Origin of the sequence: Mitsuokella sp. AF21-1AC, from assembly GCF_003458855.1 — a bacterium.
Taxonomy (GTDB): domain Bacteria; phylum Bacillota; class Negativicutes; order Selenomonadales; family Selenomonadaceae; genus Mitsuokella.
Genome location: NZ_QRVW01000011.1, coordinates 23,808 through 47,729, shown reverse-complemented (window position 1 = coordinate 47,729; position 23,922 = coordinate 23,808). Strand labels below are relative to the sequence as shown.

The following is a 23,922-nucleotide window of genomic DNA, read 5'->3' as shown; positions in this document are numbered from 1 at the left end:
ATGCTCGTAATGGAGGATACGACTATGCATGAAGGTTTCACTTGGCTTGATACGACCGTCCTGGTCCTTTATCTCTTGGGTGTCCTGCTGGCCGGACTTTACTTTTCCAAAAAGGAAATGAAGGGCAAAGAATTTTTTAAAGGTGATGGAACCATTCCCTGGTGGGTTACCTGTGTTTCGATTTTCGCCACGCTCCTGAGCCCGATTTCCTTCCTTTCGCTGCCGGGCAATTCTTATCACGGTTCGTGGATTCTCTGGTGGGCTCAGCTCGGCATGCTGATTGCCATCCCCCTGACCATCAAGTACTTCCTGCCCATCTACAGTCGCCTGGAAATCGATACGGCCTACCATTATCTGGAAAAGCGCTTCCAGAGCAAGAATCTCCGCATTCTCGGCGCCACGATGTTCATCATCTACCAACTCGGCCGCATGTCCATCATCATGTACCTGCCGTCGATTGCCCTGGCGGAACTGACCGGCATTGACGTGAATATCCTGATCATCGTCATGGGCGTCATCGCCATCATCTATTCGTACTCCGGCGGCCTCAAGGCCGTGCTCTACACGGATTTCATCCAGGGCACGGTGCTCATCATCGGCATCGCCATGACCCTCGTGATCATGATTGGCGATATCCACGGCGGCTTCGGCACAATCATGGACACGCTGACGACCGGCCACAAATTCATGCTGCAGAACGAAGTCTGGCTGAGCCCGGACATCCTCTCGACCAGCGTCTTCATCGTCTTCATCGGCGGCGGCCTCGCCACCTTTGCTTCCTACGTCTCGAGCCAGGATATCGTCCAGCGCTTCACGACGACGACCGATATCAAGCAGCTCAAGAAGATGACGCTCGGCAACGGCGTGCTTTCCATTTTCGCCGCCACGGTCTTCTACCTCGTCGGCACGAGCCTCTACGTCTTCTACCAGCAGAACCCGGATCTCCTCATGACGACCCGCCAGGACCTCGTCTTCGCCTCCTACATCACGTATGAGCTGCCAGCCGGCGTCACCGGCATCCTGCTCGCTGCCATCTATGCGGCTTCGCAGTCCACGCTTTCCACCGGCATCAATTCTGTCGCGACCAGCTGGGTCCTCGACATCCAGTCGGTGCTGCATCCCGATATGGACAGCAAAAAGCAGACGCGCATCGCCAAGCTCGTTTCGCTCGGCATCGGCATCCTCTCAATCCTCGTCGCCATGGTCATGGCTGTCAGCGATATCCACTCGGCCTATGAATGGTTCAACAGCTTCATCGGCCTCGCACTCGGCGCCCTGGCTGGCATGTTCGTGCTCGGTGCCTTCTGCAAGCACGCAACGGCCAAAGGCGCACTGGCTGGCTTCATCTGCTCCACGGCTGTCGTCATGTACCTCAAGTATTTCGTACCGTCCGTTTCATTCTGGTCCTACACGGCCATCACGATTCTCATTTCCCTCGTCGTCGGCAATGTCGTGAGCCGCCTGACGGACAGGGCCTATACGGCACCGGAACGGGCAACGGTCGACTGATTTCTCCCCTTTCCCCTTCCCCGATTTGCAAAAGGAGTAATTACATCATGATTTACGGAAACATCCATCAGCAGGAAACATACGAATTCCTGCCCGCAGCCATCAGGCGCTGCCTGACCTTTGCCCGCACGCCGGAATTTGCCGCGCTCGCGACAGGCAGCCATCCCATCGAAGGCAAGGAGTGCTTTGTCAATATCGCTTCCTATACCACGAAACCAGAGGCAGAATGCAGCTGGGAGGCCCATAAGGATTATCTCGACATCCACATCCTCTCAGAGGGCAGCGAATATATCGATATCGCCTTCCTCGAGAATATGAAACTTGGGGCTTATCATAAAGACAGCGATTACCAGGAAGTCACGGGCAAATCCCAGGCGCGCGTCCTGTTGCAGCCGGGCGATTTTCTCATCTGCTTCCCGGAAGACGGGCACAAGCCCGGCATTGCTGCTGAGACTCCTGCGCCGCTCAAGAAGGGCATTTTCAAGGTACGCATCTGATTTGACATTGCTGAGGAGAAATCGTATGATGAAAAAAAGTACCATTTCGTCTGTTCAAGGAGCGCCCATGTACATCTGCATTGACATCGGCGGCACCGCCATCAAGCACGGCCTGGCTTCAGCTAGCGGCACACTGCTCCAGCAGGGCAGCACGCCAACGCATGCTCATGAGGGCGGCGGCCCCGGCATCGTCCGCACGGTCCGCCGGCTGATCCGGCAATACATAGAAACGAAGCAGGAAAATGACCAGATTGCCGGCATTGCCCTTTCGACAGCCGGCATGGTCGATCCCGTAAAAGGTTCGATTTTCTATGCACTGCCCGCTTCAATCCCCGATTACACGGGAACCGAATGGAAGAAGATGCTCGAAGCAGAATTTCATCTGCCGTGTGCAGTCGAAAACGATGTCAACTGTGCCGCGCTCGGTGAACTCTGGCGCGGTGCCGGACGCGGCTGCTCCTCGGCCTTCATGATGACGATCGGCACGAGCATCGGCGGCTGCGCCGTGTACGACGGGCACATCATCCACGGTTCTGGCTGCAGTGCCGGCGAAATCGCCTACATGCGCGTGCCCGGCGGGCGCCTGCATGAGCTCGCCTCGGCGACGCGGCTCGTCCACGACGTCGCTGCGGCCAAGGGCGTCGAACCGAAAACACTCAACGGCTACAAGGTATTCGCACTGGCAGCCGCAGGCGATATGGACGCCCGCCAGGCGATTGCCACCTTGTCCGGCCACATCGCTGACGCCATCGGCAACGTCATCACCGTCATGCAGCCGGAAGTCGTCATCCTTGGTGGCGGCATCATGGCGCAGGAAGCGGTCTTCCGCCCCCTCATCGAACAAAACGTATCCCGTCAGCTGCCGTCTGCCATGTACGAGCACACGCGCATCGCGTTTGCCACGCTCGGCAACGACGCCGGCATGATTGGTGCGCTTTGCCATCTTCTCCAGACGCAATGAATTAGGAGCGACTGTCTATGAACATTCTGGAACAATTGGAACATCCTGACTTCAAACCGTCCAAGTCGGATAGCGTCCTCATGGACTACATCCGTCAGCACGGGGACGTTTTCTGCACCTCGCCCATTGCCCGGCTGGCTCAGCTCAGCGGCATCAGCGAAGCGACAATCACGCGCTTTGTCCGGAAGATGGGATTTCCCAATCTCCAGCATTTCAAAGTCAGTCTGGCCGAAGAACTCTCCGGCCGCAGCCAGCAGCAGACCATCATCAACCACAATATCACGACGGATGAATCCATCCTGACGACGGCCAAAAAGCTGATGTCCATCAGTGTCGAGGCGCTGCGCCAGACCGTGCGTCACCTTGACGAGGACATCATCGCCCGCACCGTGAAGCTCCTGACCAACGGCCACCGCATCTACTTCATCGGCCTCGGCAATTCCGGCTTCGTCGCCGACGATTCCGCCTACAAATTCCAGCGCATCGGACTCGATGCCATCGGACTCGACAACAGCCATCTGATCATGCTGCACATGTCGCTAATCCATCCCGATGATACCGTCATCGCCATCAGCCATTCCGGCGAATCCGCGGAAATCCTGCAGGCAGCCAAGCTGGCCAAGAAAAACGGGGCTCGTCTTGCCGCGATTACCTCGAATCCGCATACCATCCTTCGTCAATACGCCGATCTCTGCATTTTCTACAAGACCAAGGAAACCATGCTGGAAACCGGCTCCATCGTCACGAAGTTGACCCAGATCTTTATCATTGATTTAATTTACACCCAGGTTGTCAAAGAACGGCCTGAGCAGTCTGTAAGGAGCAAGCAAGACACCGCTGACGCCATCAACATCCTGCGCCTCAGCGAGTGAGCTGCAGATAGGAGAATACCATGCGTGTAATTATTACGAATTCATATGATGAAATGAGTAAAGAAGCAGCTAAGATTGTCGCGGGCCAGATTTATCTGAAACCCGACAGCGTCCTCGGACTGGCCACGGGCAGCACGCCTCTGCAGATGTACAAGAAACTCATCGCCGTTCACGAGATGGTCGGCCTCGATTTCTCCCAGGTCACGTCGTTCAACCTCGACGAGTACATCGGCATGTCCCCGGACAATCCGCAGAGCTATCACTACTTCATGAAGCACAACTTCTTTGATTTCATCAACATCAAGCCGGAAAACATCTTCATCCCCGACGGCATGGCTAAGGATATCGACACCGAAGGCAGGCGCTACGATGCGCTCATCGAGGAAAAAGGCGGCATCGACCTGCAGATCCTCGGCATCGGCCGGAACGCCCACATCGGCTTCAATGAGCCGGACATCAAATTCGAGGCGACGACGCACAAGGTCAAACTCGACGATGAAACCATCGAGGCCAATTCCCGCTTCTTCGAGAATGAATCGGAAGTCCCCCGCTACGCCATCAGCATGGGCATCAAGACGATCATGCTGGCCAAGAAGGTCGTCCTGCTGGCCAGCGGCAGCAACAAGGCCGAGGCCGTCTACAATGCGGTTTACGGCAGCATCAGCCCGAGCGCACCGGCCAGCATCCTGCAGCTGCACCGCGATGTAACGGTCATCGTCGACAGGGAAGCCGGCGCCCTGCTGCAGAAGCACGCGCAGCAGTAAGGTCCTGTAAACAGCACGAACGTCAAAAAGGGAACCAGGTGATTTTTCACTTGGTTCCCCTTTTTTTCGAACGGATGCAATGATGTGTGAGGTCAGCGGCGGCTGGCGGCCACGTCGGCAAAGGCCTTGCCGGCGGCCTCGATCGTGCGGTCGATATCCTCGTCGCTGTGCGCGCCCGACATGAAGAGCGTCTCAAACTGCGACGGTGCCAGATAGATGCCCTGCTCGAGCATGCTCTTGAACCAGACCTTGAAGGCCTCCTGATCCGACGCGCAGGAATCCTCGTAATCGTAAACTTCATGCTCGTTGAAGAAGATGCCGAACATGGAACCGGCCTGATGGGCCTGGATTGTGACACCGGCTTCTCTGGCCTTTTCGAGCCAGCCGAGCAGCAGCTTCTTCGTCTTGAGCGTCAGCATGCGGCTGTAGTCGGCCTCGCCGGGTTCCGGCTCAGCCGTGATGAGCTTGAGCGTTTCAATGCCGGCCGTCATCGCCAACGGATTGCCCGAGAGCGTGCCCGCCTGGTAAACGGGGCCAGCAGGCGAAACCTTCATCATGATGTCACGGCGTCCGCCATAGGCGGCAACGGGCAGGCCGCCGCCGATGATCTTGCCGAGGCACGTGAGGTCCGGCGTAATGCCGTAGGCTGCCTGTGCACCGCCGAGCGAGGCGCGGAAGCCGCACATGACCTCGTCGAAGATTAGAAGCGTGCCGTGCTCTTCCGTCAGGCGGCGCAGCGTGCGCAGGTAGCCCTGTTTCGGCGGCACACAGCCCATGTTGCCGGCCACCGGCTCGACGATGACGGCGGCAATCTCATCGCCCATCTCATCCATGACCTTCGTGATGGCTGCGGCATCGTTGTACGGCACGGAAATCGTATCGGCAGCCGTACCCTTCGTGACGCCCGGCGAACTCGGCACGCCGAATGTCGCCATGCCGGAACCGGCGTTGACGAGCAGGCTGTCACTGTGGCCGTGGTAGCAGCCGATGAACTTGACGATCTTATCGCGTCCCGTATAGCCGCGTGCCAGGCGCAGAGCGCTCATCGTCGCCTCCGTGCCCGAGTTGACCATGCGGATGATCTCGATGGATGGATAGACCTTCATGACGAGTTTCGCAAGCTCCGACTCCAGAAGCGTCGGCGCGCCATAGCTCGTGCCGCGCTCAGTGGCCTCCTGCAACGCCTTGACGACATTGGGATGTGCATGACCGACGACCATCGGGCCCCAGGAACCGACGTAGTCGATGTACTCATTGCCATCGATGTCGAAGATGCGGTCGCCCTTCGCCTTCGCGATGAACGGCGGGTTGCAGTCGACGTTGGCATACGAGCGCACCGGGCTGTTGACGCCGCCCGGCATCAGATTCTTGGCCTCTTCAAAGGCCGCTTTCGATTTTTCCAGATTCAGCATCGCTTACTCCTCTTCCTGCAGCCATCTTGCGGCATCCATGGCATGATATGTGATGATGATGTCGGCACCGGCACGCTTCATGCTCGTCAGCGTCTCGAGCACGATGCGCTTCTCATCGATCCAGCCGTTCTGCGCCGCAGCCTTGACCATTGCGTACTCACCGCTGACGTTGTACGTGGCAATCGGATGATGGATGTGGTCGCGGACCTGACGCACGATATCGAGATAGGCAAGCGCCGGCTTGACCATGATGATGTCCGCGCCTTCCATGACGTCGAGGTCGACTTCCTTGAGGGCCTCGCGCGCATTGGCCGGGTCCATCTGATACTGGCGGCGGTCACCGAACTGCGGCGCGCTGTCTGCCGCATCGCGGAACGGACCGTAATAGCCCGATGCGTATTTGACCGCATAGCTCATGATGGAGACATTGATGAAGCCATGTGCATCGAGGGCTTCGCGGATGGCAGCCACGCGGCCGTCCATCATGTCAGACGGTGCGATGATGTCGGCGCCGGCCTCAGACTGCGAGACGGCGACTTTCTGCAGGAGCTTGAGCGTCTTGTCGTTATCGACGTAATGACCTTCGAGATGGCCGCAGTGACCGTGCGTCGTGTACTGGCAAAGGCAGACATCGCCGACGATCATGAGCTGCGGCACGGCAGCCTTGATGGCCTTGATGGCGCGCTGTACCGGGCTCGTCGGATCCCAAGCCGAGGAACCATCCGCATCCTTGTACGCCGGCAGGCCGAATACCTCAACGGCCGGAATGCCGAGTGCAGCGATTTCCTTGGCCAGCTCGACCGCATTATCCACCGAGAGATGGTAGCAGTTCGGCATGCTCGGGATCTCTTCCTTCACATGTTCACCCGGTACGACGAAGATCGGATAGACAAAATCCTTGGCCGAAAGATTCGTTTCGCGGACCATGGCGCGCATGGCCGGCGTGATGCGCATGCGGCGCGGACGAAGTTTCTGATTGTACATAACAACATCTCCTAAGGTTCAAAACGGAAGCCGCCCTTACGGGCACGGCATTCCATGAAAATACAGGATTCAAAAAGAACTCTTGCGAGCAGACACTCACAATGATGCCCGCATGGCCTCGACCAGGCCTTCAATCGTGTACGTCTTCGCCACGACGGAAGGCTCGATGCCCTGCGCGCGGGCGGTCGCTGCCGTCACCGGGCCGATGCAGGCCGTGCGGACATGCTGCAAGGCTTCCATACCGCCAAGAATCTTGATGAGATTCAATACCGTCGAAGAGCTCGTAAACGTCACGAAATCGATTTCCCCGTTCGCGAGCGACTCACGAAGGGCTTCCGCCTCCTCCGCAGAAACCTCGGCCGCCACCGTCTGGTAAACCGGCACGACATCGACCGTCGCTCCCTGCTCGCGCAGCTTCTCCGGCAGGATCTCACGCGCCTCTGCCGCACGCGGCAGCAGGATCTTGGCATGCGGCGGCAGCTTGCCCTTGAGCGCCTCGATGACGCCTTCCGCACGGAACTCCTGCGGCACGACATCGGCGCGGATGCCGTAAGAGAAAAGCTTTTTCGCCGTTGTCTGGCCGATGGCCGCAATCTTCGCATAGCCTAGGGCTCGCACGTCCCTGCCTGCCTTGTCGAGGCGCGCGAAGAAGCGTTCCACGCCATTCGTGCTCGTGAAGATCAGCCACTGGTAATCGGTGATATGCCCGATGGCCTCATCGACGGCACGGTAATCATCAGCAGGAGCTGCGATGGAAATCGCCGGTTTCTCGATGACGCGGGCACCGAGATTTTCCAGCAGAGCCGTGAGCTTCGAGGCCTGGCTGCGCGCCCGCGTTACAAGTACCGTCTTGCCAAAAAGCGGTCGCTGAGAAAGCTTGTCAAACCACTGCAGCTTGTCCCGGAGCTTCACGACCTCGCCGACAATGAAAATGGCCGGCGGTTTCAGACCCGTGCGCTTCACATCCTCGGCAGCCTTGCCCACCGTCGTGATGAGGACCTTCTGCTCCGGCTTCGTGCCCCAGCGAATCACGGCAGCCGGCGTATCGGCCGGGCGGCCGTTGTTGATGAGTTCCTGCGTGATGTGCGGCAGGTTGGCCACGCCCATCAGGAACACGAGCGTATCGACGCCCGTCGCGAGCTTGTCCCAGCGCATGTTGCTCTGGCCCTTCGTCGGGTCCTCATGACCCGTGATGACAGCAAATGACGTCGCGACAGCACGGTGCGTCACGGGGATGCCCGCATAAGCCGGCACGGAAATCGCCGACGTGATGCCCGGCACGATCTCAAACGGGATGCCGTTCTCCTCGAGCAGGATGCCCTCCTCGCCGCCGCGGCCAAAGACAAAGGGATCGCCGCCCTTGAGGCGCACGACCGTCTTGCCTTCCTTTGCCTTATCCACGAGCAGCTGATTGATGTCGCCCTGCTTCATCGTGTGATGGCTCGAGGCCTTGCCGACGTAAATGTACTCGGCTTCCTCAGGCGCCCACTTCAGGATGCGGTCGTCCGCCAGCCGGTCGTAAACGACCACATCGGCCTTCTTGAGGCAGTCCACTGCCTTGATGCTGACGAGGCGATAATCGCCCGGGCCTGCGCCCACCAGATATACCATACCAGCCATGTATTGATCTCTCCCTTTTCAAGCATTCTATTGCCAGCAGCGGCTGCCATCCTCTTTTTTCAGCAGCCCTGCTGAAAAAATCACGAGCGGTCGAGCAAGAGCCCGAGCTCATGCAGGATGGCAAGACCGCCCGCCGCGAGCAGCCGGTCGGCAAGCTCACGGCCGAGAACGGCAGCTCCTGCCGCACTGCCGCTGAGTTCATCACGGTACAGGCGGCCGCCATCCAAGGAGGCAATCACCGCCTGCACGCGCAGCCGGTCTTCATCGAGCGGCGTCGCATAAACGCCGACCGGCACCTGGCAGCCGCCCTCGACCCGCGCGAGGAAGGCCCGCTCTGCCTCTGCACAGCGCACCGTCTCCGCATCGTTGAGGAACGCGATGAGCTCACGCACTTCTTTATCCTCGCGGCGCGTCTCGATGGCCAGTGCCCCCTGCCCCACGGCAGGCAGCACGAGTTCCTGCGGCAGGACCTCCGTGATGTGGTCGCCAAAGCCCAGACGCTTGAGCCCCGCCACGGCCAGGATGATCGCATCGAAATGATCTTCCTCGAGCTTGCGCAGGCGCGTATTGACGTTGCCGCGCAGATCCTCAATATGAAGATCAGGGCGTGCATGCAGGAGCTGCGCCTTGCGGCGCAGGCTCGACGTGCCGACTTTGGCGCCCTGCGGCAGATTCCGCAGGGTCTTGTAGCGCGGGCTCACCACGGCATCACCCGGATCAAAGCGCTTCGTGATGGCCGAGATGACGAGGCCCTCCGGTACCTCCGTCGGCATATCCTTGAGGCTGTGCACGGCAATATCGATGCCGCCAGACAGCATATCCTGCTCCAGCTCCTTCGTGAAAAGCCCCTTGCCGCCGATCTTGGCGAGCGGCGCATCGAGGATCTTGTCGCCCTTGGTCGTCATGAGTTTCTTCTCGACCCGCAGCGACGGATAGCGTTTTTTCAGGCAGTCCGCCACGTAATCCGCCTGCCAGAGGGCCAGCTTACTGCTCCGCGTACCGATAATGATTGTGTCGTTTCTCACTGGTTCCCGTCTCCCCTATTGTATCAAGTTTGAATAAGGCGCGCATGGCGTCGATGTAGAACTGTTCATTCGGCGTGCCGGCGGAAGCATTGAGCTTCATCATCGGCATGCGCAGGATCTTGCGCACGATCATGCGTGTCATGTGCTCAATCTGCCGGCGCTCCGATTTCGTCAGATCCGGCAGCTTCGAGGAAGCCCGGTGGATTTCCCGCAGGCGGATGCGCTCGCAGCGCTCCGAGAGCAGGGCCATCAGCGGCCGGAATGACAGATACTGGAACTTGTCCTCGATGGACTGCACCTCTTCTTCGACGATGCGTTCAGCGCCCCTGGCCTCGGCCTGGCGTTCCTGAACATGCTCATCGACGACAGCCTCGAGCGCATCGATGTTGTAGAGGATGACCCCCTTTATGTTGCTGACCTCCGGATCGACATCGCGCGGCACGGCGATGTCGATGAAGAAAATCGGGCGTCCCTTGCGCTTCGTCATGAGCTGGCGCGTCTCCCAGGGCTTGACCACATAATGCGGCGCACCGGTGGACGTGACGACCACATCGATATCGGCCGCATGCTTCAGCGCGCCCTCAAAGGGCACGGCCTCGCCGTGGAAGCGGGCGGCCAGATCCTGTGCCTTCTCGAAATGGCGGTTGGCCACGTAGATCTTCTTGATGCCGTGCGACACAAGGTGCTCGGCCGTGAGCTCCGCCATCTTGCCGGCGCCGAAAATCAGGGCACTCGACTGCTCGAGCGGGCCGAGCTTCTCGCGCGCCAGCTCGACAGCCGCATAACTGACTGAAACGGAATTGTACGCAATGCGGGTCTCCGTGCGCACGCGCTTGCCCGTCGCAATGGCGCGGTGGAACAGCGTGTTGAGCACGGTGCTCGTCGTGCCCGCCTCGCGGGCAATCGCGTAGGCATCCTTGACCTGCGACAGGATCTGGCCTTCGCCGAGCACCAGGGAATCCAGGCTCGACGCGACGCGGAACAAATGACGGATGCATTCCTCGTCGACAAAGGAGTAGAGATAGGCATCGATATCCTCCTCATTGCCCGTCAGGTCAAACAGGAACTGCTTGAGCGTGGCAAGGTCCTCCTGTGCATCATCGACCACGGCATACATCTCGCTGCGATTGCAGGTCGAGAGGATGACGGCTTCGGAAATCCCCTCGTATTCATTGAGGTTTTCGAGGCCATCGCGCACGGCTTGCTTGGAAATGGCAAAGCGCTCCCGCACATCAACAGGCGCCGTCTTATGATTCAGACCCAAACTCAGTAATTGCATGTTGAATTTCAACCTCCGCCTGGTCAAGATGACCAGCTTCCACTAAAGATAATACACGTTTATCGAGCGCCCGCCGCCAGAATGCCTGGCGCGCCTCACTCGTCGAGAGCTCCTGTTTCATCCGGCTCCGCAGGGCACTCAGATGCTCCAGCCACGGCCCGAGCGACGCCGGGAACTCCGCTTCGAGCTGCTGCCGCAGCTGGCGGGAAAGCGCCGGACTCCTGCCATTCGTCGAAACCGTAAAGAGCACATCCCCGCGCCGCACGCTGGCCGGTACCGTAAAATCAGAAAGCTCAGGCTGCTCAGCCGCATTGACGAGCGCACCGAGGGATTTTGCCTCCGCAGCCGCTTGCCGGTTGACGGCGGAATCATCCGTCGTGCAGAAAACCAGGAAGGGCTGCAGCGCAGAGAGACAGCCGCGCTCATACGGCTTTGGCAGCCATCGCAGCTTCTCCTTCGCCGCCATAGCAGCGAGCCGTTCCGTCAGCTGCGGCGCGATAACCGTCACATCTGCCCCGGCAAAAAGCAGGGTGGCCGTCTTCCGCTGTGCCACACGACCGCCTCCGACCACGACACACGACCGGCCACCCAATTCCATATTCAGGGGATACTGCATCGTCATCCCTCCGCACCCCGGCTCATTTCCAACTGCTATGAATCCGCATCAATTACGAATCTCATTCATAAATCAATTTCCTATCTTATTATAACCTAAATGCATCAAAAAAAAAAGAAGGGATGATAAGAATCCATCCGGCATCATTTTCGTCAGACGGGCCTGAAAACCATCCGTTCATGTCAAAAAATCGCCACTTCAGGACCCTTTCCTGCCGAGTCCCGCTAAACTTGGTATAATATAAAATAAGAATACGGCCTGCGGGCATGAGGGAGGAGATACGATGTTACGGATTGCAATTTGTGATGACCAGGCGGAACAAGTCCAGCTCATCCGAAAAGCAGCGGAAAACTACTTTAAGACCAAGCGAGAATTCGTCTCTTATGAAGACTTCGATAGCGCCTTTGCCTTCATCGATGCCATTGAGCATGGCGCTGTGTTCGACATTGTCCTGCTCGATGTCTGCATGCCGGGTCTTTCGGGCATGGACGCGGCACAGGAGCTCCGAAACCGGCACAGCAGGGCCGAAATCATCTTCCTGACCACGAGCGATGAATTTGCCGTCGATGCCTTTGCCGTAAAGGCGACGGACTATCTCCTGAAGCCCTTTACGCAAAATCAGTTCAACAAGGCTATGGACCGGGCCTTCTCCTACATCCGCCAGCGGAACAGCGCCAAGATGATCTTCCGGCTCGTGGGCGGCGGCATCCGGGTCGAGGAGATTGCCCGCATCCTGTACATGGAAAGCCATGGCCACATCATCCAAGTCCACCTCAGCGACGACACCATGCTGGAAACGAGAAAATCCATCCAGGAAATGAAAGAAGAACTCGACAAGATTGCGCCGGGACAGTTCGCTTCGCCCAACAAGGGCTACCTCGTGAACCTCAATGTCATTCATCTGATCAAGACAGAATACGTGGAGATTCATGGCCATCACATCCCGCTCGGCAAGCGCAAGTACCGGGAATTCCAGGAACTCTACTTCCAATTCATGTTCGCCACCTGAAGACAAACAGGAAACGGGAGCTGCACGTGCAGCTCCCGTTGTTTGTTTAATCCAGAGATTCAGCCGGCGCCATCGATACCTGCAGGTACGTGATGAACCAGCCATCCTTCTGCTGGCACAGGACACCAGCTTCGTATTTATCACGGAAACGGACCAGGGATTTCATGCCGAGGCCGTGCCCCGTGACATGCGTCACGGGCAAACCGTCGCCATCGAGCGGCACGAAGCCGGCAAACAGATTCTTCACGAGGATATTCAGCATGCCGCCCTGCCGCCGGGCCACCACCGTGATATTCCGGCAGTCCGGCGGCTGTCTGCGGCTGGCCAGCAGGGCATTCTCGAGCAGGTTGGACAGCACGATGGACAGATCCCCGCTGAACGGTATCTCCTCCGGCAGATCGACAGCCGCCGTAACGGGGATGCCCTCTTCCCTCGCCCGCGAAAGGTAAACCGTCAGGGCTGCATTGATGAGGACGTTCTGACAGTACCGCGGCAGTTTCGTGCGGTCAAACTCCGTGCCGAGCGACTCAATGTACGCCAGCACACCATCCTGGTCCCTGCGCTGCACGAGAGCCAGGAGCCTCGTCAGATGTTCCCGCCGCTCCTGGTAAATGGCCGCCATGCGCCGCTTCGAGTTCTGGGACATCTCCACATAATTCGCCGCTGATACGAGCTGCTGATGCAGCGTGTGATTCTTCTCATACGTATCGAGTTCCTCATACACCTCCACCTGCCCGCTGCGCACACTGGCCATGAGCAGAACGATCACGGCGAGCAGGAAAAAGCGCGCGCCGAGCAGGCTGAAATACTGCTCCTGCGAATCATAAAGGCTGATGTAGAGCGTATCGATGGCCAGCAGCATCGGGATGATCGTGATGGAACGCCAGTAACGCCGTGTGGACGCTTCCTGGAAGTGGCTGAACACATTGGTGAAAAAGCGCAGCAGGAAGGGAAAGGAAATCAGGCATAGCCCTCCGTAAAAGAGGATTTCCTCCAGATAAAGGTCCTCAAAGGGCGTATCGGGGAAGGCAGCCAGGAAGAAATGGCGCATGAAGGTATAGAAACAACTGGTGAGCAGGATGCGGAATGACAGAATGAACAAATGGCCGATCCAGAAGGGTTTCGTGAACCAGAGGCTCAGCAGGAAGGGCGGCAGCCAGCCCACATATCCCATCGCCCAGTAGGCAGCAGCATGCGAAGGAAAGATATCCTGCCCGAGCAGGAACTGGAAGCCGATGATTTCCAACAGGACCATGACGGCCCAGCAGGCAGCCAGCTGCCGCTTCTGCTTCTGTTCCAGGAAATTCCGGAACGGCAGGATCTGCAGGGAATAAAAGATCTGCAGGACCAGCGTGTAGATTGTCGTGATGCCAAGCGATACGAAGAATGCCTTCATTTCTTCACCATCTCTTCCTGGAGGCGCAACAGCAGCTGCTCTGCCTCCCGATAATGGCCGTTTTCCACGAGTTCCGCCAGCATCCGCAGCTGATGACGGCTGTCATGGCGCAGAATGGCCAGCTCCTTCTGTTCCTGGCGCAGGGAAACGGCATAATCGTTGAGCTGCGTCAACTGCTCCTGCAGCTGCAGATTCCGCTCCTTCAGGCAAAACATCTTCTGCACCTGCAGGATACCGTCGCGTATCGACATCACCAGGAACAGGCCGACGAGCAGCAGCACACACCTCGTGACCACGGTGTAAAGCTGGATGGAGGGCAGGAAGAGAAGCGAGGGATCCAGTGTCATGTACCCGGCGTTGCCGTGGTAGTAGCATAAGAGCAGCGGCACCGGGCCCAGGTACAGCCAGAACGACGGACGCTTCCCGAGGAGCTGACGGGGCGTGAAAAGCTGTCGCAGGATGCGCATCATCAGCGGCATCCCGAGCAGGAACAGCGTGAGGTAGATGACAAAGTACAAGTGGAAGCGGTTGAACATCCAGGCCTGCGGCAAAAGCAGCTTGAACACCTCGAGTGCCAGCGTATGAATTGAAATCATGTAGATGGCCTGCAGTCCGAGGACAAAGAGATGGCGGAACCAATAGGGCCGGATCGTGAAAATCAGCAGCAGGAAATGCGGCATATAACAGAAATAATACAGTTTCTGGAAAACGCCGTCATCAAACGTCAGCATTCCTCTGTAAAACAACAGGGACAGCAGGATAAACTCCAGCAGGAAGATGATGAGATGGCCGCCAATCAGGAAACGGCGCGTCGGCAGACCGGCGATGGAACGGAACGGATAGTAGCGCAGATAGGCCGGCGGCAGCAGTGAAACACAAAACAGGAACACGGTAAGGCAGATATAGCCCAAGGCATCAATCCCTCCTCTCGACATGACCAGGCAGCAGCCTCGCGCAGCGAAGGCATGCTCTCTCTGAAAATTATTATTGCTGACTTTCCGGCTTTTGTCAAACCATGCGCCCATTCCATGCGCTTACATGCGGGTGGACGCTTCTGCGCCGCCATCCGGCAGGGCATGTGCCGTCAGGAAGATCATGACTTCGGATTCCGAATGGCTCTTCTTGAGACTGCGGAAAAAATTTCCCAGGATGGGCAGGTCGCCGAGGAAGGGAATCTTGCTCATGGTGCGCGATTCCTCGCTGCCAATCAGGCCGCCGATGACCATCGTTTCTCCGTCCTGCAGGGACACGGTCGTATCGGCCCGGCGGTTCTGGAAGCGATACGCCTTGATATCGGCGACATAAAGAGGTGAGCTGACCTCGGTATGGACCTCGGCCGTGATGCGGCCATCGTCATGCAGGCGCGGGCGGCAGCGCAGGATGATGCCGGCCTGCCGGTAAGAGAAGGTCGTCGTCGTCGACGTCTCATTGACCGTCTGCGTCGGCACGGGGACCTCACCGCCGATGTTGATGACGGCTTCCCTGCCCTGCAGCGTCGTGATATTTGGGCGTGCGAGGATCCTGGCCTTGCCGTCCGATACGAGTGCATTGAGTTTGGCACCATAGTAGAACTCAAACGGGATGCCCTCAGGGCCGCGTCCGAACTGGATGATGCCGGGCACACCCTCGCCGCCCGTCGAGCGGTGAATCTCATACTCCTTTTCCTCACGGTTCGTGCCCTTGTGACGGTATATCTCACTGTGTTCCGGATAGCGCGGCAGACTCGACCACTGCCATTCCACGCCGAGCTGCTTCGCCGCATCCTTGGAAATCGCCACGACCTTCGCCTCAAGCGACACCTGCCGCGGCTCCACATCGAGTTCCCTCAGCAGGGACATCGTGCGCTGCGCTTCTGCCGCATCGCCGTAAAGCAAGAGGCTGTTCGTCGCGCTGTCGACCAGGATGCGTCCTTTCGCCTCCTCCGCCGCAGGCATCTCTTTTTCCTTCCCATCATGTGCCGGATGCTCTGCCATGAGACTGAGACTGGCAGCCCGGGCCAGTTCATACGGGTCGGCATGGCGCACAGGATAGACGTGAACGCGCTTCAGGGCGGCGGCTTTCGACGGCAGCGTCACAAGATACGCGTTCTCCTCCTGCACGAGCACCAGTCCCTTCAGTGCCGCCACTTGACGCAGCAGCTGCTCCGGCTCCGCTGATGCGGAAATCGTCACCTGGCCGCTGATGTCCTCATCAAAGATCAGGCTCATGCCCTTCATGCGCGCCAGCGACATCATGACATCCCGCACTTCGCCGCCCTCGACCTGCACCTGGACGGGCGAAGCCGAAGCGAACGGACTCACGAGAAAACTGCCCAAAGCGATGACAGCCGCCAGACTGCCCAGAAAAAAAGACTGCCTTCTGATACCCATGCCTTATACCTTCCTTTCCAGTTCTTTCACCTTAATCGGAATGACGATCGGAATGAAGCAAACGGAGATACTGTTCTCCCTGAGGCCCAATCAGCAGCACACCCTGCCGCTCGATTTTCTGCACCTGCCAGCTGGCAAACGACTCCCCCTCCGCAAGGGACGCACTTTTCGAGCCGGCCGCAAGGATTGCGAACCGCCCGGATTCCCCGTAGAGTATCCCGCGCAGGTGAACGGCAGATGACGCTTCTGCCGGCGTTCTCTGCTGCGGAGCAGCATCTGCTCCCTCCGGCTTCGAGACTGCACGTTCGCCTGCGCCTTGCGGCACGAATGCTCTCTCCGGTGAAGCATCTGGCCGTACAGATGGTTTGCCGGGAACAGACTGGCTATCCGCACGTTTCTCATGGTGCAGCGAGAAGGGATTGCGCAGCTCAGACAGCGGGATTTCCGCCAGAGCCGCTGGTTCCTGCTGCACGAGCTTCGGCTTTGCCCCGCTTTCCTGACTTCCGGCCTCGGCTGCCACGGGCTGCATCTCCAGCTGCTCCTCCCCCTCCGGCCAGCACCAGAGGACCAGCACGGCAAGGCCTGCCAGCAGCCCGGCCCCGCATTTTTGATGTTTTGTCAACGAGATTGTCAAGCGCCCACCTCCTGAATAGGTAAGAAAAAGAAAAAAGCCCTGCCGATACAAGACCGGCAGAGCTTTTGGTTCTTCCTTCAAAGGATCAGACGAGCTGAACCATTATTTATTGTTTTTTGCCTTGAGAGCCGCGAGTTTCGGTCCCATGATGCGCTTGTAGGACTCAACGCCCGGCTGGTTGAAGGCATCGACATCTGCGAGTTCGCCTTCATAGGCAACGCTCATAGCCAGCATGTACAGGAGTTCGCCGAGGTGATACGGAGTGAGCTCCGGCAGCGTGAAGCAAGCGTTGTAGCGCTTGTTGGAAGCCAGGGCATCGGCATTCGACTGACGAGCGACTTCAAGAGCCTGGCTCATCGTGACGCCGGAGATGTCCGCAAGCTTCTTGGCTTCCGGGAAGACATTCGGAATCGTGAGGTCATTTGCCCATTTGTCAATCTTGACGAACTGGACGACCTTGTTGAGCTTGCCTTCCTGATGCTGCTGGGTCTGGGAGTGCATGTCCGTCGTGCCGACCGCGACGAGCGGCGTGCGGCCGTAGCAGACTTCCTTGCCCTCTTTGTTGAACTGCTTGCCGAGAGATTCAGCGAGCAGCTGGATGTACCACTCGGAAACGGATTTGAGGTAATCGCCATACGGCATCATGACTTCGATATCGCGGCCATGCTTCTCGGAAGCGGCAAACTTCAGGAAAGCATTGAGCATAGCCGGGTTCTGCCAGATATCATCGTTCTGGCAGGCCTTATCCATGTCTTTTGCACCGTCGAGGAACGACTGGATGTCAAAGCCGATGCAGGCAGCCAGCGTCAGACCGACTTCGCAGAAAATCGTGAAGCGTCCGCCGACACCGTCCGGTACAGCGTACTGCGGCCAGCCCTTCTCGATGGCCAGCTTCTTGAGGAGCGTCGGGTTCTCGGTGTTCGGATCCGTGACAGCGACGACTTCGACATCGATGCCCGGGAACTTCTGCAGGGCATCATAGACGACCATGAAGTTCGACATCGTATCGAGCGTGCCGCCGGATTTCGAGATGACGAGCAGCAGGACCTTGAGATTGCGTTTCTCATGATACTGCAGGATCTTGGACTCATTCTCGAGATGATGAATGAGGTCGCCCGTGCTGCGCGGGTCAATGTTGTTGCCGCTGAAGTAGACCTGCGGGAAGCCGTTGCGCTCTTCCTTCGAAAGTTCGTTCCAGAACGAACCGCAGTGAACGTCGAACAGGACCTTGTTGCCGAGGTAGGAACCACCGATGCCCATCGAAACGACAACATCGACATTGTCCTTGACGTGATCCGTGAGTTCCTGCAGATGCTTGAGGGAGCTCGGGCTGTTCAGATGGCCTTCCTCAACGTACGGCAGCTGCGAGAACAGAACCTTCTCCGGCTCGCCATCTTTGGAAAGGTGGGCGCGGATAAAGCCCGTCTCACGCATGACCTTCATGGCCTCGTGAGCCTTCTTGAGATCTTTCTCATAAAACTTCAGATCGTCTTCCGTGACTTTGCCTTCGCCATACAGGTTGTCATAGTCAAACGTAAAGCCGGATTTCAGTTTTAAACTCATCTTTGTAACACTCCTCTTTCTTTTTCCCGTTACAACCGCATGAAGAAGCCGGGTGCTTCCAAACGGCCATATGAGTCATGTATATTACCATACGGCCCTATTATATCATGCATTTGTCTCACTGTGAACTCCGAACTGCGAACATCGTTCCATCACGCGCAGCCAGGCAAGCATGCTGCTGCCGCCCTCGCTGCTGCCGCCCTCGCCGCTGCCGCTTTCAAGGCAGTTCCCGCGTTCATCGAACAGAATGCAGCGGCTGAAGTCACAATTCCAGGCGGCACCTAGGTCCGCCTCGCTTTCGAGGATGGCTTTGGCCGTGGACTCGCGGTTTTCCGGCAGCAGCGGGTTAGGCTCGCCATTCGGGAAATTGCCGTCGGGAATGTTGTTGACCTTGACGATGTCAAAGGGCAGCTTCTTCTCGATGGCATTGATGACAGGACCCGCCGCCCCGTTGCCGGTATTGGCGACGACCCGGAACGGCTTGAGCCTGTCGAGGTCGATATGGGAGAGAATGCCGGCGATGTAGTCCTCGGTGATATCCTCCTTCTCCACCTGGCCCGTCCTTGCGGCAGCCGGAGCAGGTTCAGCGGCCAGGACAAGCGCTTCGAGGTCCCTGAGGCCCGTATCTCCCGTAAGCAGGCACGCGTCCCGGCGCATGAGCGTCATGCCGTTATAGGCCTTTGCATCGCTGCCGGCCGTGAGCATGATGCCGCCGTCCAGCTGATACGCCCTGACGGCAAATGCAATCATCTCCGTACCGCAAAGATCGATATCCAGTACATCGCAGCCTGCCTCAGTCAGTCCCCTGATGAGTGCTGCCTGCAGGGACGGGCCTGAGAGGCGGATATCGTGACCGACCGCTACCTTCCGGGCTCCCGCGAGCCCCGGAAACGCGCGGCCGACACGATAGGCCAGCTCCTCATTGACAACATCCGGATAGAGCCCCCGGATGCCACAAGCACCAAATCCCTTTGCCGATACATTCATCCCATACACCTCAGTCTTGCTTTTGTTTCATTAAGCCATCAGCGGCTTTACGGCTTCCGCCAGCTTGTCTTTCTCAGCCTTGGCCTCTGCGAGGCCCTTGCCGAGCGTCGTGAAATACGTCTTGATTTTCGGCTCCGTGCCGGACGGGCGCACGACAACCGTCGAGCCATCGTCGAGACGATACGTCAGGACATTGGCTTTCGGCAGGCCCGTCTTCTCCGGCTCGGCATAGTCGATGACCTCCGTCACCTTCTTGCCGGCGAACTCCGTCGGCGGCTGCTGACGCAGGTGCTCCATGATGCCCTTCATCTTGTCCATGCCCGAAAGGCCCGGGAACGAGAAGGAATCCACCTTGTTGTAATAACGTCCGTACTGCTGATAGATCTCCTCGAGACGCTGCTTGATGGAAGAGCCGATGGAACGGTAATATGCCGCCATCTCACAGATCAGCATCGAGGAAACGACAGCATCCTTGTCGCGGACGTACGGGCCGGCGAGGTAGCCGTAGCTTTCCTCGAAGCCGAAGATGAAGCGTTCCGTCTGGCCGGCAGCCTCAAGACCTGCGATCTGATCGCCAATCCACTTGAAGCCCGTCAGCACGTGGCGCAGTTCCACACCGTAATGCTCCGCCACCTTATCGGCCAGCGGCGTCGAGACGATGGACATGACGGCCACCGGATCCTTCGGCATCGTGCCCTTCTCAATGCGGCCCTGGCAGATGTAGTCGAGCAGCAGTACGCCCATCTCATTGCCCGAAACGAGCTCATAGGAACCGTCGGCGCACTTCATCGCGATGCCCACGCGGTCAGCATCGGGGTCCGTCGCCAGCATGAGGTCTGCGCCCTCTTTCTTCGCGAGTTCGAGGCCCTTGGCCAGCGCATCGAAGATCTCCGGGTTCGGATAGCTGCAAGTCGTGAAATAGCCGTTCGGATACTCCTGCTCCGGCACAATCGTGATGTCCGTGATGCCGATATCCTTGAGCACGCGCGTAACCGGCACGAGACCCGTGCCGTTGAGCGGGGAATACACGAGCTTGAGGCCGGCCGATTTTGCCAGGCCCGGGCGGACCTGACACGCCTCGATGGCCGCATAGAATGCATCCTTGCAGTCCTCACCGACAAACTGGATGAGGCCCTTCTCGACGCCTTCCGCAAAGCTCATGTGCTTGGCTCCCGTCAGTACATCCGTCTTCTGGATGGATGCGTAGACCACGGCAGCTGCATCGTCCGTCATCTGGCAGCCGTCCGGGCCGTATGCCTTGTAGCCATTGTACTGCGCGGGGTTGTGTGATGCCGTGATCATGATGCCCGCGTTACAGTGATAGTAGCGCGTGGCAAAACTCAGCGCCGGAACCGGCATGAGCTCCTCGTACAGGCGCACATGGATGCCATTGGCAGCGAGAACGCCCGCGGCCTCACGCGCAAAATTCCAGCCCTTGAGGCGGCTGTCGTAGCTGATGGCCACCGTCTGCGTGCCGCCCTGCGTCTTGACCCAGTCAGCAACACCCTGCGTCGCCTGACGGACAACCCAGATATTCATGCGGTTCGTGCCGGCGCCCAGCACACCGCGCAGTCCGGCCGTACCGAACTCAAGTGCTACAGCGAAGCGGTCCTTGATGGCCTCGTCGTCCCCTGCGATGTCGCGCAGCTCCCTGTTCAGGTCAAAATCCTGGAGGTCCGCAGCAGCCCAGCGTTTATACTCGTCTTGATACATCGATGATCCACCCCTTCATAAAATATCATGCCCTGATGTCACTCGATACACCGGCATCATCGGCATGGATTCCCAGTGATTGGTTCGTTGTATCCTGTTTTCGACAACAAAGCCCCCGAATCCTGCCGGGGGCTTTGTTATTCTAAGGAATCTGCCGTATATTTTTCCCGAAGGCTGCGCCGCGTCCAGAAAAACGCGATGGCCAGGGGAACACATGAGCCAATCCAGGCCATGGGATTGGCCAGGCAGGCGCCGAGATAACCGAGCCAGCCGCAGAGGAAGAGTGCTGCAGCCGTGCGCATCAGGAGCTCCATGATGCCCGCAATCGTCGGCACGATACTCTGCCCGAGCCCCTGCAGCGTATAGCGGAAGATGAAGAGGAACGAGAGGATCCAGTAGCAGGAGCCGTTGACGATGAGATACTGTTCGCCGTAGGCGACGACCTCCTCCTGACCGCTGCCCACGAAGAGATGCATGATGTCCGTGCCGAAATAGATCAGGGCAATGCCGGCGATGATGCTGAACGTCACGGACATCGCCGAGCATTTCCAGACACCCTCCTCGATGCGGTGGAACTTCCGCGCGCCGTAGTTCTGTGCCGTATAGGCCGCCATGGCCAGACCGAACGACATCATCGGCATCATCGCGATGGACTCGACCTTCTGCGCGGCCGCATAAGCGGCGACGGCCAGAGGACCGAGACCGTTGAGCGCCACCTGCAGGATGACCGCGCCGATAGCGATGATGGAAGACTGGAAGCCCATGGGCAGGGCGATGCGCAGATGCTCCCAAAAAATCGCACGCGAGAGATGCCAGTCCTCACGGCGGATGTGGAGCGCCGGCACCTTCTTCCAGATGTAGAGCAGACAGAGCAGATTGCCGCAGACCTGCGAGGCCAGCGTCGCCAGCGCCGCGCCGGGGATGCCCCAGCCCAGCACGAGGATGGCCAGCGGCTCAAAGATGATGTTGAGCGTCAGGCCCGCGGCCAGAAGAATCGTCGACGTCGTGCTGTCGCCGAGTGCCCGGATGAGGTTCGTCTGCGTCTGGAACAGCACAAAGAACAGAATGCCGCCATAGATGATGCTGATGAAGGAATACGCCCCCGCCAGGATCTCCGCCGGCGTCTGCATCCAGACGAGCAGCTGGTAGCAGAGAAGCGAGCCCACGATGGTCAGGATAACCGACATCAGCAGGGCCAGGATGGCACAGGCCGCCGCACTCTGGCGCACGCCCGCTTCATCCCGGGCGCCAAAGCGCTGTCCCGTATAGATGCTGAGGCCCGTCGTGAAGCCGATGACAAACCCCAGCATCAAAAACATCAGCGAGCCCGTGCAGCCGACGGCGGCCAGCGCATTGACGCCGAGGAAGCGGCCGACGATCAGCGTATCAATGAAGGCATAGAGCTGCTGGAAGATATTGCCGGCGATGAGCGGCATCGTGAAGAAAAAAATCAGCTTCGCAGGGCCTCCCTGCGTGAGATTCTTGGTCATTCGATATACCTCGTCACAAAGGTCCGCAAGGTTTCCTGCAGGACCGTCACATTATCGAGCAGGGCCTCCGTCTGCGGCCGCAGTTTCGTATAGTGGAAAACGGGATGGTGCGAAACCATGTAATCCGTCGGGAATGGTTCTACCTCGATGCCCTGCTTGGCAAAGTTCAGCACCGAGCGCTTCATATGGAAGGCACTCGTCACAAGGATCGGATGCGAAAGCCCCTGCTCCCGCAGAATCTCCGCCGAGAAACGGGCATTCTGGCTCGTATTGATGCTCTTCGTCTCCGTGAGGATCTTATCCTCCGGTACGCCGAGGCTCATGAGCACGCGCTTGGCAATCTTCGCCTCCGCCCCCGTATCCTCATAGACCTGCCCGCCGGAAAGCAGGATCGGCACATCGAGGCGGCGCTGCAGGCGCACGGCCGTCAGCAGGCGGCTTGCGGGACTCGCGCAGAGCGTGCCCGTACCGTCGACATCCGGCGTATCGTCATAGGCGCCGCCACCGAGCATGATGATGACATCGCCCTGCGGATCAGCCGGCGGCTCATAGGCAGATTCCAGCCACCCCATCGTGCGCTCCGCCACCATTCCCGTGCAGAGCAGGTAAAACGCAAACGTCAGGCCCAGCAGGATGCCCGCCGCTTTCTTTTCGCCGCGCTTCTTAAATAGCCACCAGGACAAGGCAAAAAGCGCCAGGATGAAGATGCCCGGCGGCAGGATCCAGCTGGCGCCGAACTTCAAGAGATAGACCATATGCATATCCTCCAAAAAAATAAAGCGCAAATTCCATCTTTTTAGAGGAATCCCCGCATTTTTCTCGAAACTAATGATTGTATATTTATTGTAGCAAACTTGCCCTTCTGCGGCAAGGCATCTATCTCAAAAGGAGCGTTTATCATGGCATTTATTGAACCAGTTCCAGGCCAGGCACAGAAAGGCCTCGGCACCATCACGATCGTCAAGCTGCTGACGCCGGCTGAACTCGACGGCAAATGCGACATGTATGCAAAAGTCATTGTACCGCCGCTTTGCGGCATCGCCGTCCACAAGCACGAGGGCAACACCGAAACGTATCACATCCTCTCGGGCAAAGCCCTCTACAACGACAACGGCCAGGAATCCGTCATCGAAGCCGGCACGACGACGTTCTGCCCCGATGGCGAAACGCACGGCATCCAAAATATCTCCAAAACCGAGGATCTCGTCTTCATGGCTCTGAT

General features: G+C 58.4%; 22 protein-coding genes. 7 read left to right on the top strand and 15 right to left on the bottom strand.

Annotated features, from left to right (window positions below; translation table 11 throughout):
- Positions 1–24 precede the first annotated feature (24 nt).
- Genes DWX75_RS05660 through nagB form a run of 5 tightly spaced genes read left to right on the top strand, consistent with a single transcriptional unit; the run spans position 25 to position 4,603 of the window.
- Complete coding sequence (locus DWX75_RS05660) at positions 25–1,509, top strand: sodium:solute symporter (protein ID WP_118015365.1); 1,485 nt, start codon at positions 25–27, stop codon at positions 1,507–1,509.
- Positions 1,510–1,556: 47 nt separating this feature from the next.
- Positions 1,557–2,006 carry a YhcH/YjgK/YiaL family protein gene (locus DWX75_RS05655; protein WP_118015364.1) on the top strand — a complete coding sequence of 150 codons (450 nt, stop codon included), beginning with the start codon at positions 1,557–1,559 and terminating at the stop codon, positions 2,004–2,006.
- A gap of 25 nt (positions 2,007–2,031) precedes the next feature.
- Positions 2,032–2,967 (top strand): ROK family protein, encoded by a 936-nt coding sequence (locus tag DWX75_RS05650; RefSeq protein WP_233519487.1) that lies wholly within the window; start codon positions 2,032–2,034, stop codon positions 2,965–2,967.
- A gap of 17 nt (positions 2,968–2,984) precedes the next feature.
- Positions 2,985–3,839, top strand: coding sequence for a MurR/RpiR family transcriptional regulator (locus tag DWX75_RS05645; RefSeq protein WP_118015362.1), 855 nt, complete (start codon positions 2,985–2,987; stop codon positions 3,837–3,839).
- A gap of 20 nt (positions 3,840–3,859) precedes the next feature.
- Positions 3,860–4,603, top strand: coding sequence for a glucosamine-6-phosphate deaminase (nagB, locus tag DWX75_RS05640; RefSeq protein WP_118015361.1), 744 nt, complete (start codon positions 3,860–3,862; stop codon positions 4,601–4,603).
- 92 nt (positions 4,604–4,695) lie between these two features.
- Here nagB and hemL read toward each other — a convergent pair whose 3' ends face one another.
- From hemL to DWX75_RS05610, 6 genes are all read right to left on the bottom strand, one after another.
- A complete protein-coding gene (gene hemL, locus DWX75_RS05635; protein WP_118015360.1) occupies positions 4,696–6,015 on the bottom strand; it encodes a glutamate-1-semialdehyde 2,1-aminomutase in 1,320 nt (439 codons plus the stop codon).
- A gap of 3 nt (positions 6,016–6,018) precedes the next feature.
- Complete coding sequence (gene hemB / locus DWX75_RS05630) at positions 6,019–6,999, bottom strand: porphobilinogen synthase (RefSeq protein ID WP_118015359.1); 981 nt, start codon at positions 6,997–6,999, stop codon at positions 6,019–6,021.
- A gap of 96 nt (positions 7,000–7,095) precedes the next feature.
- The gene (gene cobA, locus DWX75_RS05625) at positions 7,096–8,619 is read right to left on the bottom strand and encodes a uroporphyrinogen-III C-methyltransferase (protein ID WP_118015358.1); all 1,524 of its coding nucleotides are present in this window, start codon (positions 8,617–8,619) and stop codon (positions 7,096–7,098) included.
- 80 nt (positions 8,620–8,699) lie between these two features.
- On the bottom strand, positions 8,700–9,644 hold the full coding sequence (hemC, locus tag DWX75_RS05620; RefSeq protein WP_118015357.1) for a hydroxymethylbilane synthase: 945 nt from the start codon (positions 9,642–9,644) through the stop codon (positions 8,700–8,702).
- Positions 9,604–10,923, bottom strand: a complete 1,320-nt coding sequence (gene hemA / locus DWX75_RS05615; protein ID WP_118015356.1) for a glutamyl-tRNA reductase — start codon at positions 10,921–10,923, stop codon at positions 9,604–9,606. The genes hemC and hemA overlap by 41 nt, the downstream gene beginning before the upstream one ends.
- Complete coding sequence (locus DWX75_RS05610; RefSeq protein ID WP_255424259.1) at positions 10,892–11,521, bottom strand: bifunctional precorrin-2 dehydrogenase/sirohydrochlorin ferrochelatase; 630 nt, start codon at positions 11,519–11,521, stop codon at positions 10,892–10,894. Before DWX75_RS05610 ends, hemA begins: the two co-directional genes overlap by 32 nt.
- 301 nt (positions 11,522–11,822) lie before the next feature.
- Here DWX75_RS05610 and DWX75_RS05605 point away from each other — a divergent pair, with 301 nt between their 5' ends.
- A complete protein-coding gene (locus tag DWX75_RS05605) occupies positions 11,823–12,548 on the top strand; it encodes a LytTR family DNA-binding domain-containing protein (protein ID WP_118015354.1) in 726 nt (241 codons plus the stop codon).
- A 46-nt stretch (positions 12,549–12,594) separates the two neighbouring features.
- Here the strand turns inward: DWX75_RS05605 and DWX75_RS05600 are convergent, their stop codons facing one another.
- The 9 genes from DWX75_RS05600 to DWX75_RS05560 all read right to left on the bottom strand — a co-directional run bounded on the left by DWX75_RS05600 (position 12,595) and on the right by DWX75_RS05560 (position 23,455).
- Positions 12,595–13,944 (bottom strand): sensor histidine kinase, encoded by a 1,350-nt coding sequence (locus DWX75_RS05600; protein ID WP_118015353.1) that lies wholly within the window; start codon positions 13,942–13,944, stop codon positions 12,595–12,597.
- Positions 13,941–14,855 carry a hypothetical protein gene (locus tag DWX75_RS05595; RefSeq protein WP_118015352.1) on the bottom strand — a complete coding sequence of 305 codons (915 nt, stop codon included), beginning with the start codon at positions 14,853–14,855 and terminating at the stop codon, positions 13,941–13,943. The genes DWX75_RS05600 and DWX75_RS05595 overlap by 4 nt, the downstream gene beginning before the upstream one ends.
- Positions 14,856–14,978: 123 nt before the next feature.
- A complete protein-coding gene (locus DWX75_RS05590) occupies positions 14,979–16,313 on the bottom strand; it encodes a type II secretion system protein GspD (RefSeq protein ID WP_118015351.1) in 1,335 nt (444 codons plus the stop codon).
- Between the two features lie 31 nt (positions 16,314–16,344).
- Positions 16,345–16,947 carry a hypothetical protein gene (locus DWX75_RS05585; RefSeq protein WP_118015350.1) on the bottom strand — a complete coding sequence of 201 codons (603 nt, stop codon included), beginning with the start codon at positions 16,945–16,947 and terminating at the stop codon, positions 16,345–16,347.
- 102 nt (positions 16,948–17,049) lie between these two features.
- Positions 17,050–18,510, bottom strand: coding sequence for a glucose-6-phosphate isomerase (locus DWX75_RS05580; RefSeq protein WP_118015349.1), 1,461 nt, complete (start codon positions 18,508–18,510; stop codon positions 17,050–17,052).
- A 105-nt stretch (positions 18,511–18,615) separates the two neighbouring features.
- Positions 18,616–19,497 (bottom strand): hypothetical protein, encoded by an 882-nt coding sequence (locus DWX75_RS05575; protein WP_118015348.1) that lies wholly within the window; start codon positions 19,495–19,497, stop codon positions 18,616–18,618.
- A 30-nt stretch (positions 19,498–19,527) separates the two neighbouring features.
- Positions 19,528–21,210, bottom strand: a complete 1,683-nt coding sequence (locus tag DWX75_RS05570) for a phospho-sugar mutase (RefSeq protein WP_118015347.1) — start codon at positions 21,208–21,210, stop codon at positions 19,528–19,530.
- Between the two features lie 137 nt (positions 21,211–21,347).
- Positions 21,348–22,700, bottom strand: a complete 1,353-nt coding sequence (locus tag DWX75_RS05565; RefSeq protein WP_118015346.1) for an MATE family efflux transporter — start codon at positions 22,698–22,700, stop codon at positions 21,348–21,350.
- On the bottom strand, positions 22,697–23,455 hold the full coding sequence (locus DWX75_RS05560) for a YdcF family protein (RefSeq protein WP_118015345.1): 759 nt from the start codon (positions 23,453–23,455) through the stop codon (positions 22,697–22,699). Before DWX75_RS05560 ends, DWX75_RS05565 begins: the two co-directional genes overlap by 4 nt.
- Before the next feature lie 144 nt (positions 23,456–23,599).
- Here DWX75_RS05560 and DWX75_RS05555 point away from each other — a divergent pair.
- Positions 23,600–23,922: cupin domain-containing protein (locus DWX75_RS05555; RefSeq protein ID WP_118015393.1), on the top strand; the 323-nt coding region annotated here is incomplete at its 3' end.